General features: G+C 43.4%; 15 protein-coding genes. 2 read left to right on the plus strand and 13 right to left on the minus strand.

Annotated elements, in window-relative coordinates; translation table 11 throughout:
- Nucleotides 1-2 precede the first annotated feature (2 nt).
- The 12 genes from WBM30_RS03555 to rlmH form a co-directional block, all read right to left on the minus strand.
- Nucleotides 3-2,828: a type I restriction endonuclease subunit R gene (locus WBM30_RS03555; protein ID WP_424899404.1), complete on the minus strand. Its 2,826-nt coding sequence runs from the start codon at nucleotides 2,826-2,828 to the stop codon at nucleotides 3-5.
- A 549-nt stretch (nucleotides 2,829-3,377) separates the two neighbouring features.
- Nucleotides 3,378-5,039: a recombinase family protein gene (locus WBM30_RS03560; protein ID WP_424899405.1), complete on the minus strand. Its 1,662-nt coding sequence runs from the start codon at nucleotides 5,037-5,039 to the stop codon at nucleotides 3,378-3,380.
- Between the two features lie 17 nt (nucleotides 5,040-5,056).
- Nucleotides 5,057-6,469, minus strand: a complete 1,413-nt coding sequence (locus WBM30_RS03565) for a recombinase family protein (protein ID WP_424899406.1) — start codon at nucleotides 6,467-6,469, stop codon at nucleotides 5,057-5,059.
- Nucleotides 6,470-6,664: 195 nt separating this feature from the next.
- Entirely contained in the window at nucleotides 6,665-8,470 is a 1,806-nt protein-coding gene (locus WBM30_RS03570) for a DUF927 domain-containing protein (protein ID WP_424899407.1), read from the minus strand.
- Nucleotides 8,463-8,990, minus strand: a complete 528-nt coding sequence (locus tag WBM30_RS03575; protein WP_106449913.1) for a hypothetical protein — start codon at nucleotides 8,988-8,990, stop codon at nucleotides 8,463-8,465. Before WBM30_RS03575 ends, WBM30_RS03570 begins: the two co-directional genes overlap by 8 nt.
- Before the next feature lie 444 nt (nucleotides 8,991-9,434).
- Complete coding sequence (locus WBM30_RS03580) at nucleotides 9,435-10,478, minus strand: hypothetical protein (RefSeq protein ID WP_424899408.1); 1,044 nt, start codon at nucleotides 10,476-10,478, stop codon at nucleotides 9,435-9,437.
- A 120-nt stretch (nucleotides 10,479-10,598) separates the two neighbouring features.
- Nucleotides 10,599-11,117, minus strand: a complete 519-nt coding sequence (locus WBM30_RS03585) for a DUF1643 domain-containing protein (RefSeq protein WP_106449915.1) — start codon at nucleotides 11,115-11,117, stop codon at nucleotides 10,599-10,601.
- Between the two features lie 183 nt (nucleotides 11,118-11,300).
- On the minus strand, nucleotides 11,301-11,588 hold the full coding sequence (locus tag WBM30_RS03590; protein WP_424899409.1) for a hypothetical protein: 288 nt from the start codon (nucleotides 11,586-11,588) through the stop codon (nucleotides 11,301-11,303).
- Nucleotides 11,589-11,699: 111 nt separating this feature from the next.
- Nucleotides 11,700-12,200 (minus strand): JAB domain-containing protein, encoded by a 501-nt coding sequence (locus WBM30_RS03595; RefSeq protein WP_424899410.1) that lies wholly within the window; start codon nucleotides 12,198-12,200, stop codon nucleotides 11,700-11,702.
- A 20-nt stretch (nucleotides 12,201-12,220) separates the two neighbouring features.
- Nucleotides 12,221-12,439 (minus strand): DUF960 family protein, encoded by a 219-nt coding sequence (locus WBM30_RS03600; RefSeq protein ID WP_424899423.1) that lies wholly within the window; start codon nucleotides 12,437-12,439, stop codon nucleotides 12,221-12,223.
- 253 nt (nucleotides 12,440-12,692) lie between these two features.
- Nucleotides 12,693-12,920 carry a hypothetical protein gene (locus WBM30_RS03605; RefSeq protein WP_424899411.1) on the minus strand — a complete coding sequence of 76 codons (228 nt, stop codon included), beginning with the start codon at nucleotides 12,918-12,920 and terminating at the stop codon, nucleotides 12,693-12,695.
- A 315-nt stretch (nucleotides 12,921-13,235) separates the two neighbouring features.
- Nucleotides 13,236-13,715, minus strand: coding sequence for a 23S rRNA (pseudouridine(1915)-N(3))-methyltransferase RlmH (rlmH, locus tag WBM30_RS03610; protein ID WP_319468006.1), 480 nt, complete (start codon nucleotides 13,713-13,715; stop codon nucleotides 13,236-13,238).
- A 294-nt stretch (nucleotides 13,716-14,009) separates the two neighbouring features.
- Here rlmH and WBM30_RS03615 point away from each other — a divergent pair, with 294 nt between their 5' ends.
- Together WBM30_RS03615 and WBM30_RS03620 are read left to right on the plus strand one after the other, a co-directional pair.
- Nucleotides 14,010-15,419, plus strand: coding sequence for a TrkH family potassium uptake protein (locus WBM30_RS03615; protein ID WP_424899412.1), 1,410 nt, complete (start codon nucleotides 14,010-14,012; stop codon nucleotides 15,417-15,419).
- A gap of 24 nt (nucleotides 15,420-15,443) precedes the next feature.
- On the plus strand, nucleotides 15,444-16,112 hold the full coding sequence (locus WBM30_RS03620; protein WP_424899413.1) for a potassium channel family protein: 669 nt from the start codon (nucleotides 15,444-15,446) through the stop codon (nucleotides 16,110-16,112).
- A gap of 262 nt (nucleotides 16,113-16,374) precedes the next feature.
- Here the strand turns inward: WBM30_RS03620 and WBM30_RS03625 are convergent, their stop codons facing one another.
- Nucleotides 16,375-17,730 (minus strand): IS4 family transposase, encoded by a 1,356-nt coding sequence (locus WBM30_RS03625; RefSeq protein WP_424899414.1) that lies wholly within the window; start codon nucleotides 17,728-17,730, stop codon nucleotides 16,375-16,377.
- Nucleotides 17,731-17,880: the final 150 nt, after the last annotated feature.

Consider the following 17,880-nt stretch of genomic DNA (forward strand, 5'->3'; position numbering starts at 1 on the left):
TCTTATACTGACATAAATTTACGTGTGTTTTCTAAGACAAAATCAAAAACACGATCGATTTTCCTACGCTTTTTGATGAGCCCTCCGCTGATTTGGTTGGATACCCGTTCCCGGTTCAAACTGCCGCTGTATTCGTATTCCGCCAGAAATTCATTCACGACCGCGGGTTGAAGTTCCACGTCTTGGGCAAAATCATTGATTTCCCCTTCACGTTCCTCTTCTTCGAATGCGTTGTAAGCTTCATCAACGTTGCTGTCCTTTTCAAGCGCTGGCACCACCGTATCCAGGAACTTGCGGATTAGATCCGCTTTCAGGCGCAGGTCTTCATTGTCTGCCTGGTTCAACAGACGATGAATAGTTGCCACGTTTTTGTCACGCTCTTCATCGTCCTCCAAATTGATGTTGCGGATGAGGTTCAGGATATAGCTGACATTGATGGTGTCTGTTTGGATGACTTCTATCGAAAAGTCGATGTTGTCGAGGATAGAAACTTCTTCCCCCTTTGTTTTCTTTTTCACCTTTTCGTAGATGGCAAAATATTTGCTCTTGAAGTCTTGGTAGTTCTGTTCCACTATCCCAAGGGTGTCTTCCGAAAACTCAAATTCATCGAACGTCCGCATCTTCAAAAGTAGTTTTGACAGTTCCCTAAAGAGTACCACAAATTGATACTGATCCTCTTCGGATTCCAGTTGATCGACCGATTCGGGTGTTGGGGAAAGCTGCAGTAAGGACGCCAACGCGGTACGGAATTCGGCTAAGTATTCCCCATAGCTCGCCATCAGGACGGTATCGGTGTCATTCGTCTGTGAGTAAAGTTTGATGGATTCATCGGTTTGGTACTTCAGGTTGCGGTAGCACACGATATTCCCGTAGGGTTTGGTTTCCTTTTCGATCCGATTCGTCCGTGAGTAAGCTTGCAACAAGGTGTGGTATTTCAGATTCCGGTCCACGTACAAGGTGTTGAGCGGTTTACTGTCGAAGCCCGTCAGGAACATGTCCACCACGATGAGGATGTCCAGTTTTTCGCCTGAAACGCCTTTCTTGATGCGTTTGGACACATCCGCAAAGTAGCCGCTGAAATTATCCGTAGCGAAATTTGTGTTGAAAGTTTCATTGTAGTCTTTCATGATCCGTTCCAGGCTGTCCCTTGAGTGCTCCGTTGTGATGTCTTCATTGCCGGGCTCGTTCGCGCCATAGGTGAAGATGCTGGCCACGGTAATGCCTTCCGCATATTGCTTGAACATGTCATAGTATTTGATCGCCATCTTGATGCTTTGGACGGTGAAGATGGCGGTGTATTGTTGGTCTTTGGTCTTCTTGCGGTGATTTTTCAGGATATGCTGGGTGATGTCCTCCAGCCGTTTATCTGCCATCCATACTTCATTTTTGTTGATTCCCGCAACACGTTCTTGATCCTCTTCATCGAACTGGCCGCGGAAAGTGCTGATGTATTCCACTGAGAAGCCCAACACGTTTTCATCCCGGATGGCATCCTTGATGAGGTAATTGTGAAGAGGTTTCTGGAAAATGTCTGCAGTCACCCGGCCGTCTTGACTAGGGTTCTCCGGAAAACGAGGGGTCCCCGTGAAGCCGAAATACTGGGCATTCTTGAAGTGCTTATGAATCAGCTTGTGCATCTCGCCAAATTGGGTCCGGTGGCATTCGTCAATGATGAAGACAACACGGTCTTCCCTGTAGCTATCGATTACCTTGCGGCCAGATTTAATGGCATTAGCCATCTTTTGGATGGTGGTCAGAATCAACGGTTTAGTCTTGTCCCCCATCTGCTTCAACAGTGTGTAGGTATTGTCGGTCATGTCTACCGAATCCGCTTCAAATTTGTTGAACTCCGCCAACGTTTGGGAATCTAAATCCCTTCTGTCCACTAGGAAGAACACTTTTTCGATGCCTTCCTCCTGTGCGATGATCTGGCTGGCCTTGAATGAGGTCAGTGTCTTTCCGCTACCTGTCGTATGCCAGATGTAGCCGTTGTTCCGTGTTTCCAATGCTTGCCGAACCAATGCTTCCACTGCATAGACTTGATAGGGACGCATCACCATGAGGATTTTGTCCGTTTCGTTCAGTACCATGTAGCGGGCCAGCATCTTCGCCAAATGGCATTTCTCCATGAAACTGTCCGCAAATTCATTCAATAGATTGATCCGGTTGTTGTCCACATCGGACCAGTAGAACATCTGACTCTTCAGGATTTCCCCGTCACTGTTGGAGAAGTAGCGGGTTTCCTGACTGTTGCTGATGACGAAAACTTGGATGTAGCGGAAAAGTCCGGTGTAAGTATGTTTCCGGTAGCGCATGATTTGGTTGAATGCTTCCGTCATGTCTACGCCGCTTCGTTTCAGTTCTACTTGCACGAGCGGCAGACCGTTGATCAGGATAGTCACATCGTAGCGGTTGGCGTATTTCCCCTCCATGCTGATTTGATTGGTGATCTGGAAAGTGTTCTTGCACCATTCCTTCGTGTTGAAGAGCTCCAGGTAGAGGTTCTTGCCGTTGTCGCGCTTGAGAAGTACTTTGTCCCGCAGGATTTTGGCACTGTCGAAGATGCTTTTGCCGTTGATTTGTGTCATTAGACGGTCGAATTCTTTATCAGTCAGGGGTTCATCCCCTATGTTGGCGCTGTTTCGTGTTTCTAGAATGGTGCGGAAGTTCGCAATCATCGTTGCTTCGCTTTTCACTTCCGGAACCCATTGGTAGCCCTTCGAGACTAGTTGTTCGATTAGTTTATTTTCTAATGCTGATTCACTCTGATAGCCCATTCTATCCCTTCTCCTCCGGTACGCAATGTCGCCTGATTGTCTTTTTTTCATTATCTCAATATTCCGTCAGTTATTCAATGTAATTCTTGCCCCAAGGCGTGTTCTGATGCCGAATCTACTGGAACAAAAAAAAATAGGACCCTTCCGGTGGTTTGATTCCTTTGTATTTCGAAATCAACTGCCCTTTTCCGTCCCCTGTGCCCGGTCTCCTAGCCCGCACGCTTTCCTTATCTATAGCGAATTCCCCGTTTTCCCGTTAATTTTAGCGGTTAGAGCTGCTCTTTTCATTTGCCTTGGCGGTATGCTCTTTTGTAAAACTAACATTAATTTTATGGGAAAACGGGATTATTATAGTTTATATGTGTTAGTTACTTATCTTTATTGAATCTTGTCATCCCCGTTTGCTTCCCGCACGCTTGGGGGCGGCTGGGAAGCTAAGGGATTTCCTCATTCAGGAGAGGCTGAAGAGCTAGGGTTTCCTCACCACCATCTGGGTATCACCTGCGACTAAGTCAAGTGGGAAAGCAAAGTCCTACGGCCAGCCAGATCGGAAAGACTGGACATTCAGCAACTCCCGATTGTCGTAGGTTCTCCATGCCTTCACAGTATCAGACAAAACTCCTGAGCCAAAACAAAAGAGCCATCACCTTCGGAAGGCGATGACTCTTTTTCAGTGGCGTGATTCAGTTTTCTGACGAAGTCCTGGCTAAACACCAGATGGAGCGTCACTTCTTTACTATTCTTATCGAACGTAATCTTTTCGATGAACACTTTGTAGATTTCTTTCAGTTCTTTGTTTTGTTTGCCGTCAATGCTTCTACCGAGGTGCTCAAGTGTTCTTTTCGCTTCTTCCAAGGAGACACTTTGGGCATCCCTACTTAGCTCCCTGTGCAGTTGCCGTTCCTTTTGCACAAGTGTCTGCTTCTCTTGTTCCAGTTGTTTGATCCGCTTATTCAGATCCGTCGCTATTTCAGGCGCTTCAAGCATCAAATCCAAAAGCTTCTCGGTACTACTTCCTTTTTGTGCGATTTCCACCTTGATCCGGTCCAATTCCGTTTTTACAGGTTTTTCTCGATCCTTCAGCTGTTGGTTCATTCGTTCCACTACTTTTTTCAAGACTTCGGGTTGTGCCACAACTTCCTTTAGCTTTTCGGCGACCTTTCTTTCGGCTAGCTCAGCTTGGATGCTATTAGCATGGCACACAGAGGCTCCTTTGTTGCGGAACTGGCTGCAGCTGTAGTATCGGATCTTTTTCTTTGTTCCATCCTTCAACTTGTTGTAGACATTGTTTATCACCATCGAAGAGCCGCATTCAGGACATCGAATCAGCCCTGTCAGAACACTGGTGCCAGTTTTGTTCCAAGAGGGATGCTTACTGCTGGCCTTCAACTTCAGCTGAACCTTTTGCCACAGCGCCTCATCCACAATGGCTTCATGCTGTCCCTCGACAACGAAAGCATTCTCACTGAGCCCCTTCCTACGTTTGTCCGCCCACTTTTCGTATTTATTGTATTGGATTTTGCCTATGTAGGTCTGGTTGTAAAGAATGTCTTTGACCGCAATCGTACTAAACGGGTTCCCTTGTTTGGTCTTGTACCCTGACCGATTGAAGCTGTTTGCTATTGCCCGGTACCCCTTTCCAGTAGCCGCCTCTTGAAAAATCAAGCGGATCAGGTTAGCCTCTTCCTTGTTAACTTGAAGAACTTTTTTGCCGTTTTCGTTTTCTACGTTATCGTACCCCAAGATTCGGCCACCATTCCAACCGCCATCGAAAGCCCTTTTGGTCATGCCGAGCTTCACGTTCTCCGCAATCTGGTTGCGTTCCAATTCGTTCACGGATGCCATTATCTGCAACATGAAGCGTCCAGTGGTCGTATCCACCTGAAACTTCTCGCTTATGCTGTAAAAAGCAATGTCTTGTTTCTGTAAGACGTTCACGATTTCCAACAGATTCATCAGGTTTCGGGCAACTCGGCTTATCTTCCACACGACCACGGCCTCGAAGTCTCCATTCTCGGCATCTTGAAGAAGTTGCTGCATCTCCGGACGCCCTTTAATGTTCTTCCCACTCTTGCCTCGATCGACATACACTCCAACGCATTCCATGTTCTCTCGTTGGCAGTACTCTTGAATCGTTTGGATTTGTGCATCAATGGAGTAGCCTTCTTCCGCTTGCTCCTGCGTACTAACACGCGCGTACCCTACACAGCGCTTCTTCCGGAACGTTTGCGAAGGTGTACTGTTCATCAGTAGTTGTTCCATGCCCTCACTCCTTTTTCTTACAAAATGTTTGTCTTCCATCCTTTTAGGTAAATGCCAAGTACTCTCTTTTGGTTGTCTATTTCAATCCGATCAATGACTTCCTGAAAAAACTGGTATTGTTGCACAGTCGGCATCTGTTGTACAATTCCCAAGTTCACTATTCGTTCGGTCAACTCTTTTAAGTGGACCGTATCAGGAACCTCATCTTTCGGCTGGACAGCTTCATCCTCTGATTTGTACTGGTTTAACCGCTTCAACTCATCCGCTAGTTGTTTAGCTGAAAACGTGCCTCTTTCAAAAGCCTCCAATGCTGTCTGTTTTCGGCTCTCGATACTTCCTAATTTTTTGGCGTGTTTTTCTTTTTTTTCTGCGAATTTTTGTTGTAGCTTACTTTGAATCCGCTCTAATCGTTCTTTATCGTTTAAAAAGGCCGCTACTGCAGTCACTACCTGTAGTTCTGTCTTCTCAGCTCTCAGATGGATTCCCTCACAGCCAACTTTTCCGTTTGAGCTATTTGAGGAGCAGCCGTAGTAGTACAACTTTTTGTATCTCCTACTTTTTTGGTTGGGGCTCACGATGTGGATGGAAAGGTTGTTACCGCAATAGGGGCATTTAATTTTCTTTTGCAGCAGATTCCGCCGAAAATCTTTCTTCACCACACGCCTAGATTTCTGAATTTGTTGAACAGCATCCTGCATCTCCGATGTTACAATCGGGGGATGGCTTCCCTGCACTCGACCAAATTCATTTTCGATGTAACCAGAGTAGAACGGATTCGTGAGGATATTCCTTACATTGTGCACCTTGAATGGGTTACCACGAGACAATACTCCTTTTGAAGAGAGCCGGGAGCAAATTTTTTTATAGCCGTTGCCATTTATGTACAGATCGTAGACCGTTCTAACCGTTTCAGCTTCATCATCTAGGATCATTATCTTATCCTTCGTATAGTATCGGTAGCCAAAAGGAACACGCGCTGACAAATGGAAACCCATTTCATGTTTTTTTCGGAGCCCAATTCGCTGATTCTCCGAAATCAGTTCCCTTTGGAGTTGCGCGACACTGCCCACCACAGAAATCTGAAATCTGGCCATGGAATCACCTGTTGCAGTGATCGGATCGGAAATGCTGATGATGGTTACATTGTACTGGATGCAGAAATCGTACAGGTCCAGCAAATCAGAAACGTTTCGACTGATTCGGTCTAGACGCCACACGTACAAAAAATCAACCGCTTTGGTTGCAATGCATTCTTTCATTAAAGAAAAGCCCATACGCTCACTATTCCCCCCGCTCGCCTTATCGTAAAAAATGCGTTCCAATCGGTGGCTTCGTTTGTCGGCTTCACTGCGGATGATGTCTTCCTGCCAAGCAAGACTAGCTTGTTTCGTGGTTGATTGCCTTACATATCCGATTGCTTTACTTTTCATAGTATAAGATGCCCTCGCTACTTACTAGCGGGGCATCCATCACTCTCCTTCAATTGAAATCAAACCATTAGCTGCTACATCTTCATTTCTTCTACATGGTCCAAATGATGCCAAAGAGCAAGTAATTGCTCCGCTACGACATCAACAAACACATCCACGTCTTCAGTCATTGTCCTCTTCTCCTTCATTACGTATTTATTCGATCTCATCGGCGGGATTGCCTACACAGTGTTCTTCCTCGGAAAAATCATCTGGCCTAAAGGAGTAAGATATTCCCGTCGATGGAAGCATCAGAGATGGGGTATCTACGAAAAGATGATGGTACTCTCGAGGAACGACTATGCTGTACAGCGGGGTTTTCTTCCTGCCGTTCCCTTCAACATCCAGATTTTTTCTCACCGTTTGCCTTCCTGACTCGGTAACGAGCAGACCCTTTTTTGCCCAATCTTTCAGAATTACTTTAGCATCCTGGTATTTAAGCTCTGTCATCATGGGCTCGAAGTGTGATTTCAGTATGGAAACAACGATTTCAGTTTCAAAATTAGCTGATCGCTTCGTCGAAATTAGCCCTATCACTTCGTAAGGTATACGTCCCTGATTATCCCGGACAAGTTTCGCCTGATGCTCAACCAAATATTGCAACACATCATCGAAAGCTTTTGTACCATGATCGCGATCATCGAAATTGTCCTTGTCGTTATCAAGCAACATCACTCGGAGAGCATCGACATTGATTTCAATTCCAGTATGAGCTACTAACAACGCTGCAGTAGCCATTATAGCTGCAAGTTTTATTGAAACCCGACGCGTCGTATCTGAAGCAGGCATTTGTTCGAGCAACAATTTCCGTTGACGTTCAAACTCTTCATCAATTGAATGAAGCCCTACTTCGAACAGGCGAGTAACAAAATGGGGCAGTAGATTCCCGTAATGGCTTGAAATAGCGCTTTTGATGTTCTCCGATTGTGCTGCATCTCTGGTCCATTGAACGTGGGAGAACTCTAAGATCCTTACTCGGAGTCCGAGGTTATTTGCCAGCCTATTGAAGATCGACAACTCGCCTGTTGATAGAATGACCGTTGACCAATGTGCACTTTCGCGTAAACCACCATCTTTTGTGGACCGATCCTTCTGCTTGCCTTCTGCTAAAGAATACAACAACGCCGTTAAGTCAACAGTCCGCGACTGAGAAAGCTCGTCGAAGCAGATCGGGATGCCGTTTACGCCATCCAAAGCGCTCATCATGGAGTTGATGGTCGCATTCCAAGATTTGAGCAACCCCTTATTCGTGGAGCTCGGTGCACCCGCAACACTTAATGCCAACATGGCCGCCGTCGTTTTTCCGCTTGAGGATTGTCCGTTTAAAGCAATGAAAAGGGTCTTTAAGTCAGTATGTTTCGACTCGAGATATGCGACAATGGGGGCTGTACACCCAAGCACAACTGCCAATTCCAATGGAATGTGTCCTTGAATATGTGTGCGGTACATGTTCAGCCACGCTTTCAGAGACCCTTTTGGAAATACATTTAACTTTGCACTTTCTGACAAAGCGTATCCTCTTTCTGGGATTGCTTTGGCATGGAAGAAAACCGGCTCGTCGCCAGTTCTCCCCCACCCAAACTGATTAAAAACGTTTTCCACCTGAGCATGCGCTCTACTTGCCAACAGAGCTTCCGTAACTTGACGCTTATTGGCCATTGTTATATCGAGACCATACTGTATAAGTTGTTCGCTTCTCTGGCTTGTTAGCTGATCACTAGAAATCCACTGCGTTTCAGTTTTCTGCGTACTAACTCTTCGGTATTCCAGCTCGAGGGATTCAACCCCAGTAGTTCGGTCAACCCGAATGCTTTTTACCCGTGCAAAATCGGCTATTTTCATGTATTTATCGGTTTCTTTACCGCGAACCAAGATTCCTTCTTCTCTGTCGATGCAAAATCGTCCGAACAACAGCCTTGAAGAATTATGCGTAGGTGTAGGCGTCAACTCATCTCTATCCATTAAAAGATTCCCCATACCCCATATCCGGCAGCTCAAATTCTTCGCGTTCAGTGTGTGGCTCTAAGTGGTATAAGGACTCATCAAAATTAACGCCACCATCAGAAGATGGCCAAGAATATGGATCATCTTGCACCGGATATTCAATTAGATTCCACAAATTTTTGAATGTGTAATCACCATTGGGAGATGTTTGCTCCACTATCGTAATGATAAACGTTCTGCCGATTATTTGACGGAGATCGATAGAGCCATCATTCGCAATGCGAATTCCATCACCCAGCGATTCAATTAATCGATCATAGTTGTATGGCGTTCTCGCTACAGATGTTATACCAGGGAAGTATGCTTGGTATAGTGAATCCAGACCTGAAATCACGTATGATGACAATCGTTCTTCAATTTGGAAGGTGATGATCAGATTTTGGTTAGCGTTGTCCGACTCTTTTACTTCCAATACTTTAGCGATAGCGTGCATCCGAGCGTTGCCGCCTGTAAGTTGTTTAATATTAATTGTTGTCATAGTTGTTTTCCTCCTGCTTATGTGCCTAAAGTGACGGTTTCTACTAAGCTCACACTGGCCAGCGGTTTAGCTTGCCTTAATAATATTTGATTTCTAGGATTTAGTATTCACCGTAACAACTTTAAATGTTATAAGTTATAAGGAAAAAATAGACAAAACAAAAAAGCGCAAAGAAGCGTGCTACCTGTAGCAAGCTTCTTTGCGATCTGTAGAAGGTAATATCCACAAAAGAACTAAATATAGTTACAAACAAAAAAATAAAAATTCTTTTTTTTCTTCATTATATAGAAAAATCGACAAACGGTTTTGGTTTCATATTGAATTCGTTCACTTTACAAACGATAAATATTACGAAAAAGAACTGAATTATTTTTGCTCTTTTAATAATTTTATTTTTTTACGAATACAACCATTTTATGTAAGGATCGTAAAGGTGATTATATTTTATCTCCAAAAAGTCTCAGCAATGAATTCAGCTAAACTTTTATCACTTTTATTGCCTCCAGCTACTATATGCATATAATTTGAAATATTCTTGAGAGGATTCAATTCCTTATCAAGTCTATCTTTATCTAGATCTGGAATAAAACTAGATAAATTAATCATTTCATTCTTCAGTTCCATTTCCAATGTCGGACTTGCATTGAATCGAAAAAGTTCATTGAAAACACCCTCTATTTTTTCAAGATCTTCTAAAGTTAGATCTCTAAGTAATTGGCTGAGCATTTCATACCTTTTTTTCCTAGTCTTCTTCCAATCTGTCCCTTCGAAGTTGTGGCTCTCTATATCATCTAGAAAATTAGATAGTAATAGAGAGCTTTCAATTTCAAAATGGCCCACAAAATTTAAATGATACACTTTGATATTGCCCACCAAATTATTGATTAATGCACCGAAATTTTCTTTTCCAGCACTTTCTCTTAAACACTTCAAAGTGTTTTGTAACACACAAAAAAATAGAAAGTCTGATAATACTTGCAGTGGAGTTTGGTTGATGACAGCTACTTTATCATGATTTGCCACATTAACTTGCTTATCTCGTCCAAGTATTTTCAGTAAATCGCTCAACAAACTTGTATATGTAAGTTTCTCCTTATTAGCATTGTTTTTTTGATAGGCATACATCGGATGATATGACATAAGAATCAGTATAGCAATAGCTAGTGGTCTGGAATGAATTGCCCTATGCCGATAATCAGAAAACACCTTATCGTCAAAACCTGCACTTCGGTATGAATTTCCATCTTCCATCTGCCTAATCCATATCGGTCCTAATGATCGCCATATATAATCTTCTTCCTCATCTATCATACTTTTCCCTGTAGGAGTACAAGAGACGAGCGTTACAGCATCCAGTAGTAATCTGTGCATATATTTTACATTATTTTCTCTCATTTCAGAACCCAAACGTAACATTCGCTTATTTTCTCCAGGTTCATTCTTAGGTCTTAAATACAGTGAAAAATCATACAAATCAATTATCTTCATTTTAAACCCACATCCTTGCACAATAATATAAACTTATTATACAAGGATTTTGCAGTTAGTACATCGATTCTTCCTTAATTAATGATTTACACTCGATTTACTTACTTGTATTGGGTATCCTTAATTTATTGGGAATATGTTCCACGATTTCCTGACATTCGGAGACAACGGATGGCACATTTTCCCAACGTCTTCATCCCCTATGTAAACGCACATCGCGGGAGACTGATCTAATTTAGAAATCAGTCTCTCCACACGTTGCTTCACAACCTTATTTTTATCCGGCAAGCTTCCCCATCCGAAGATTACCGTTTTGCTTTTCCCTACACAATCCAAAATAGTGTCATCGTTCGTTTTATTGGTTGCATTCGCAAATGCTTTCATCCCTCTAGCTGAGATACCCACCTTCGAAAATAGGTTGACAGAGTAAAAAGATCCGTATCCCATTTTATACAAATGATTCGTGATTAACATTTGTGTTGTATCAGTAATCACAAGTTCAGCTGAACCGGGATATAGAGTTATTATGGTACACGTTGGTTTATCCTTGTCCCATTCCTTGTAAAGGACATAGCGATGTTTAGCATCATCTGATTCAGTCACCTCTACTTTTATTGCAGCCGAAATCTGCTTAACCATCAAACCACCTTCTTTCCTTTTATTACTTCTTCTATGACAATTATTGAAACTGAAACAACAATTCTAAAAAGCAATCCCATCTTTTCAGTCCTTTCCGCTATCAGCCTTGAGTAGATTGGCGATGACTTTTAACCCTTCCAATACTACGAGCAGCAAATCGCTATCCACGCTGCTTCTCCTCCTTTAAACAAACGCTTTATGAAAAGTAAGCTTATTATCTTTGAGCACACCCAGCAGCTTCCATTCTCCGTTAGTTGCATCAGTAATGATGTACACAATATATTCGTCGACGGCGTAGTAATGTACAAGAACTTCCTTTTCGGTATTGATTTCATCGAAAAAATCCGGCAAAAGATTCGTATCAAGTTCATCGCTGAACAGCAGAACGCTCTCAGCAGCGTAATCAACGCTGTTTGTGGAACAACCAAAATCCCTGTGCATCAGATCCATTACATACTGTAGTTTGTCCATGACTTATCTCCCCTTTCACTTACCGTCAGACACGCAGTCCTCAAGCAAGGCTCACAATGTCTTTGCAAAAATAAGAATGTTTCTATCGGAATTTTTCATCACCGACCATATTTACATGTACCCGCCAGTTTTCAACGATACGAAATCATCATCGCCCAATATGATGTGGTCCAGCACATCTATACCCAACAGCTCCCCTGCATCAGTTAGTCTTGCTGTCATTACAAGATCGGCTTCAGATGGTTCCGGATTCCCGCTTGGATGCGTGTGACCTACCATGATGCGGGCTGAATTGGAGAGTATAGCCGTCTTAAATATTTCGCGTGGATGCGCAATGGATGAGTTGATACTACCGATATGACAGCAATTTATGTTTGTAGGCTCGTTTTTAGTATTCAAACACAGCACAATCAGGTATTCACGATCTACATCCCCCAAAAACTGGCGCATCAATTGGTAGGCATCGTTCGGGCAGCTGATGGCACGGTACTTGTACAGTAAGGATTTGTCTTTCACCATCTGGATTTTCACGATATCCACCCGTTTGGCTGCTGTAAGGGCTAGTTCTTCAATCGTGTGTGGTTTCGTTTGGTTAGTGTATTCATTTTTCATTTTGAATTCCCCTTTTCTGATTAGTAGTCTTCTGGAAAGAGCATTGTTTGGTAATCATAGCTGTCGATTACCCAGATGGTTTTAGTGATGCAGCATTCACTCGGAATCGCCATTATTGTTATTTGACTCCACTGCGGAACCTCTTGACTATGCAGTATCTCCTGACCTGCTTCGATTGCCTTCAACTCAAATTTTTGAAAATAGTCCAATGTATTTCCTTTCTGTACTTGCTCGTCTATTAAGGATCACAGAAAAAATTGTATTTCTATTGGTACTGAATCATTCACACTTCTGGTTACGTAGCGATTATTTTTTGATTCAAACATAGTTCATTCCTCTTCCCTTTTAATTTCAGACAAAAAGAAAAGACCAAGATCCGCATAGGGAATCTTGGCCTTCTTAATTGTCTGATGGTTCATGGATATAATATATATTTATAAAGCGGTTTATTAATAACTTAGCGCTAAATTTTTTACTGGAAAGTTATTAAAGTTATTTTCCTAATTTTCTTACTTCTTTAATTATATTCATAAGTTGTCCACCTTCAGGAGATCCGTTTCTGAGTAATTTTGCTACAATAGGAGATATTTTATCCGCAAGAGCATTTGCACCTTGAACCAAACCAATAGCACGACCGATAGTAAAACCTTCAGCAAAATCTTTCTTCTTAAGTGCATTTTCCAAAAGCTTATCAATTCCAAGATTCTTTAATGCTTTCATTTTTACTCCCCTCTTCCGAAACTCTTTGCTTAGTACCTGCCATTAATCCAGTTCTTATATGCCAGTTGACTCATAATAGAAACGAACACTGCTTCACACGTTCATTATACAGCGCGCATTTTATGGTGTAAAAAAATCCCCCTCTACAAACATTACATACGTGTTACAGCCTTAGATGATCCGGAAAGCAAAAATTAAGCGGAAAGCCCGTCGTCATAGGCTTTCCGCTTTTTCGGTTCTATTCTCTTTTTTTAGCCATTTCTGTAGCTCACTCAGGAATGCCGTCAAACCGCCATTTCCTTCAAAAAAATGACCTCATTTATGGTACGCATGCCCATGGATAATCCGGAAAGCGCGGTAGATCTGTTCGACAAGCACGAGGCGCATGAGTTGGTGCGGGTAGGTCAGTTTGCCGAAGGAGATGTGTTGGTTGGCGCGGGACAGGACGGCTTGGCTGAGGCCGAGCGAGCCGCCGATGATGAAGACGATGTCGCTTTTGCCTGAGGTGCCGAGTTTGTCGATTTCGTTGGCGAATTCCACCGAATCGTATTGTTTTCCTTGGATCGCCATCGCGAAAACGTAGCTCTGTTCCGGGATTTTGGCGAGGATCTTTTCGCCCTCTTTATCCTTGATCATTTCCATCTCTTTATCGCTCAGGTTTTCGGGCGCTTTTTCGTCTCCGACCTCTATGATCTGCAGCTTGCAATAGCTGCCCAGCCGCTTCGTATATTCTGCGATGCCCTCCTTCAGATACTTCTCCTTCAGTTTTCCGACCGTGATGATTTTTATGTTCATTGCTTTTCGCTCCTTTTTGTTCTCATCTACTATCCTATGGGAACAAGTGCGATTTCGCAACCGTCTTTTTTTTGACAGTTTTTTGATAAAAACATGTCTATGATTTTGCGTTTGTCTTTTTATTAACCAACATGGTTGTACAGTCTTATTATAATATGAAGGAAAGTGCAATTTTCGTCTGAAAAAGGCGTGAAAACCAGTTGCTTTTTTCTGTAAATGATTTAAGATACTCTTATGCTTTTGAGTTGCTTAATCATGCAGTAGCATTATAATGAAGTTACAAATCCTATTCGCATGCTATTTGAGAGGAGAATTGGAACCATTGTGTTAAAGAAATTTTCGGGTTGGTCTATTTCGCAAAAGATCGCAACGAGCTTCGCCTTTGTCATCTTTACGGGCTCTCTGTTATTGACATTGCCTATCAGCCAATTACCCACATCAAATGCGACTTATCTTGATAACCTATTCACGGCAGTTTCTATGGTATGCGTGACCGGGCTATTCACCGAATCAGTCCATGATTCCTATACCATCTTCGGCCAGATTGTTGGGATGGTCCTGATGCAGATCGGAGGCTTGGGATTAATGACCCTGATTGCTTCCGTCATCACGCGTCTGAGAGGAAGGATGGGCCTGCGGAACCGCTTGGCCGTCCAAGAAGGTATCAATCGTGGCGATGCGCGTGGATTCAGGGAATATCTTTCAGATATCCTGAAATATACCGCCGTCATCGAAGGGACCGGTTTCCTTCTGCTTTCTATCCGCTTTGTGCCGGAACTGGGCTGGCCATCCGGATTGTTCACTTCCCTGTTCTTGACAATTTCCGCATTCTGTAATGCCGGATTCGATACGTTGGGAAACGTCAGTCTGGTTGCTTACGTCCATGATCCGCTGGTGAATTTTGCCATCACCTCGCTCATCATTTTGGGCGGTATCGGTTTCTCGGTCTGGTTCGATGTATCAAAAAGCGTGAAATGCTACATGGGCAAAAAATGCAGACCTAGTCTGAAAGTATTTTTCCGCGGTCTGTCCTTGCACAGCCGCTTGGCCATTGGTGTCACTCTGATCGTCATTTTTGTCGGGATCGTATTTTTCGTCGCTATTGAATACAATAACCCGAACTCGATTGGGACGTTCACTTTCCCTCAGAAACTCTTGGCTGGTTATTTCCAGACCGTCACCATGCGTACTGCTGGATTCGCGACTATCGACTACACAACCGTTTATCCATTTACACTCTTCTGGTTTGTAATTACTATGTTTGTAGGTGGTTCTCCAGGGGGTACCGCGGGCGGTCTGAAAACTACGACATTCGCAATCATCTTCCTTACGCTCTACAATGAGTTGCGCGGGCAGAGCAATGTGAATATCGCGAACCACACGATCAGTCGCCAACAAGTCCGTCAGGCTTTCGCAATCTTTCTGGCACTTTTGGGAACATTGATTCTCGGTACTAGCCTGTTGAGTATCCTGAATCCTGAGGTGGATTTCATTTACATTCTTTTTGAAGCCATTTCAGCGCTTGCGACAGTTGGAGTCAGCGCAAACCTGACGCCTACATTAGGTCGCCTGAGTCAAGCGGTCCTTATGTTTTTGATGTTCGCCGGTCGTATTGGCCCGATCACGCTGTTGGACAGTTTGGCAAAACGTACGCAAAAGGTTCAAGATGTTGAATATTCTAAAGGAAATATCCTGATTGGATAATAGCAAAGAGGAGCGTATATTAATATGAGTAAATTGGTTGGAATTTTGGGTCTTGGTATTTTCGGATCGACAATCGCAAAAACACTGAGCGAATTCGATGCGGATGTTATCGCCGTCGATAAGGATCCTGAGAACGTAAACCGTTTGGAACCATTCATCACAAAAGGAATCATCGGAGACGTAACGGATTTGGCCTTGTTGGAATCGATCGGACTCTCCGACTGCGATGTAGTTGTGATCGCTACCGGTACAGTATTGGAAGCAAGTGTGCTGGCCGTCATGAACTGCAAAAAGCTTGGCATCAAGCATATCATCGCAAAGGCCAAAAATAAAAATTATCGTGAAGTTTTGGAGGCGATCGGCGCCGACACGGTCATCCTGCCTGAAAAGGAAACCGGGATGCGCGTCGCTAAAAATATCCTGCGCACAAACATTGAAGACGTGGTGAACTTGGACGAACAGACCTCCATCATCGAATTCTACCCTCCAGCAAAATGGGTGGGCAGAACACTGGGTGATTTGGATCTGCGCAACAAATACGATATCAATATCATCGGACTTCGCCAACACCGTGGAGAGCATCTGAACGTATCCTTCTCGGGCGATTATATTGTGGATAAAGACATCGTGCTTGTAGGTATCACCGAATCCGACGTCTTCGAACGTTATGACTACTTGAACCAACTGACTTGATTTGCTGCAGCATCCCATTTTCGCAATGTCATTAACTTAAGGGTATTGACAAATAAGAGACAGTGGAAATGAGAGGATTTATCTCCCATTTCCACTGTCTCTTTCTTTTCTGACAATCGAAAGCACGACGAAGCAAGGCAACTCCATGAAGAAAGTTGCCCTAATAACTTCATTCCCGGATTATTATAACGCGGTTAAACAGGAAAACATTGATTTATCAAGCTTTAAATGATCCCCGTTGTAATTTTATAGGGAATCCAAGTTAATATGTGTAACGATAAGATCGTCTGGATTTGTTCACCGGGGTCTTCCTTCTGGCCGCCCTATGTGGGCGGACGGGGACAAGGTGCTTGGTAAGCAGCGCACTCATTTGTTCAAAACTTTCTCTCCGTTGTTCGTGTGTTTCACTCATGAACGATCGTATGAAATAGGTTTTCACGATTCCGATAGCGATGCTGAGATTTTGCTTCATTTCATATTTATAACGCTCTTGGGGGATTGTTCTTGTTTCGCTCACTTCGATTAAATGAAGCATTGTCAGGTTGTACAACCAAACACTACAATAAATGTCCTGAAGAATCAGCCGTTCCCGAATGCCACTGAACTCCTCTAACTTCATCCGGTTTTTCAGTACGTTGTAGGCAGTTTCGATTCCCCATCTCAATCGGTACACTTCATTCAAGTCGTCGGATGAAAATTCTGCGGGTGTTAGATTCGTCAAAAGGACTTCGTCCTCTATCTTCTCGCTATCCTGCTTGTGAAGTGGAATTTTTATAAACCGCAAGGGATAAACCGTGCTCATCAAGGTCGCCCGGAAAATTCGGTCATTCCGGTAGTCGTCTGTCTGGGATCTGTCAAAGGTGACTTCAAAGGTTTTATCTTGCCCGACAGACAGCTGACTGGAATAGCGTTTTAATTTCTGGTGATCCATTCTCATCACAAATTTCTGCCCGTCCTGAATCAGTTGATGGACCAGACGCAACGAAAAATAGCCGCGATCAAACACGGTAATGGTCGGCTGCCGCAGCGTTTCTTTCAATACGTGAAGATGTTGCGAAGCCGAATCGCGCTCGCTGCTCTTGTACGGACCGACAAACGTGTCAATCACCAATTTGTTGATACAATCATAAAGCAGGGAGACGGAGGCCATCACCGGATTGGCAGATGCCTTGGGGTTAGGAGCCACACCATATTTCTTGGCGTTTTCCTCCGTGGAGGGCAGGATGATGTCAGAGCCGTCTATCGCGGTCACAATGTAGCCGTTCAGCTTGACCAATTGGTCATCGTTTTCTTCATAAATCATGGACATGTAGTCAGTCATCATCAACCGGATAGCTTTGGGGTTATATTTCATTCGGGCCTTATAAAAAGCGACGGTCGAAATGTCGAGCGGTTTCCTCCGATTATCGTAGAAATTTAAGAGTTCACAAAATTGGGAGTTCCCCTTTTGCGCAAACATTTGAAGCATCAAAGTGAGCGGGGTCGTTTTCCTTTTTCGGGTAAAAGCTTGTGGGTTCCCTTCGCGGATATCTTCCAGATAAATAGTTTGGGCTTCTTCAATAAATTCCTGAAATACCGTCAGTTGGACCGTCATTTTTGAACCCTCCTTTTGATACATGAATCATCCTCTTTACATTAAGTATAACGGGAAATAGAAAGAGGAGGAATGGAAATCATCATCTCATCATAAAAAAAAGCGAGGATGCATAATTTGAATGCATTCTCGCTTTTTTTATAGTTGTCAAGTTGCTTAAGTTAATGACATTGG

Origin of the sequence: Trichococcus sp. (assembly GCF_049684335.1) — a bacterium.
Taxonomy (GTDB): domain Bacteria; phylum Bacillota; class Bacilli; order Lactobacillales; family Aerococcaceae; genus Trichococcus.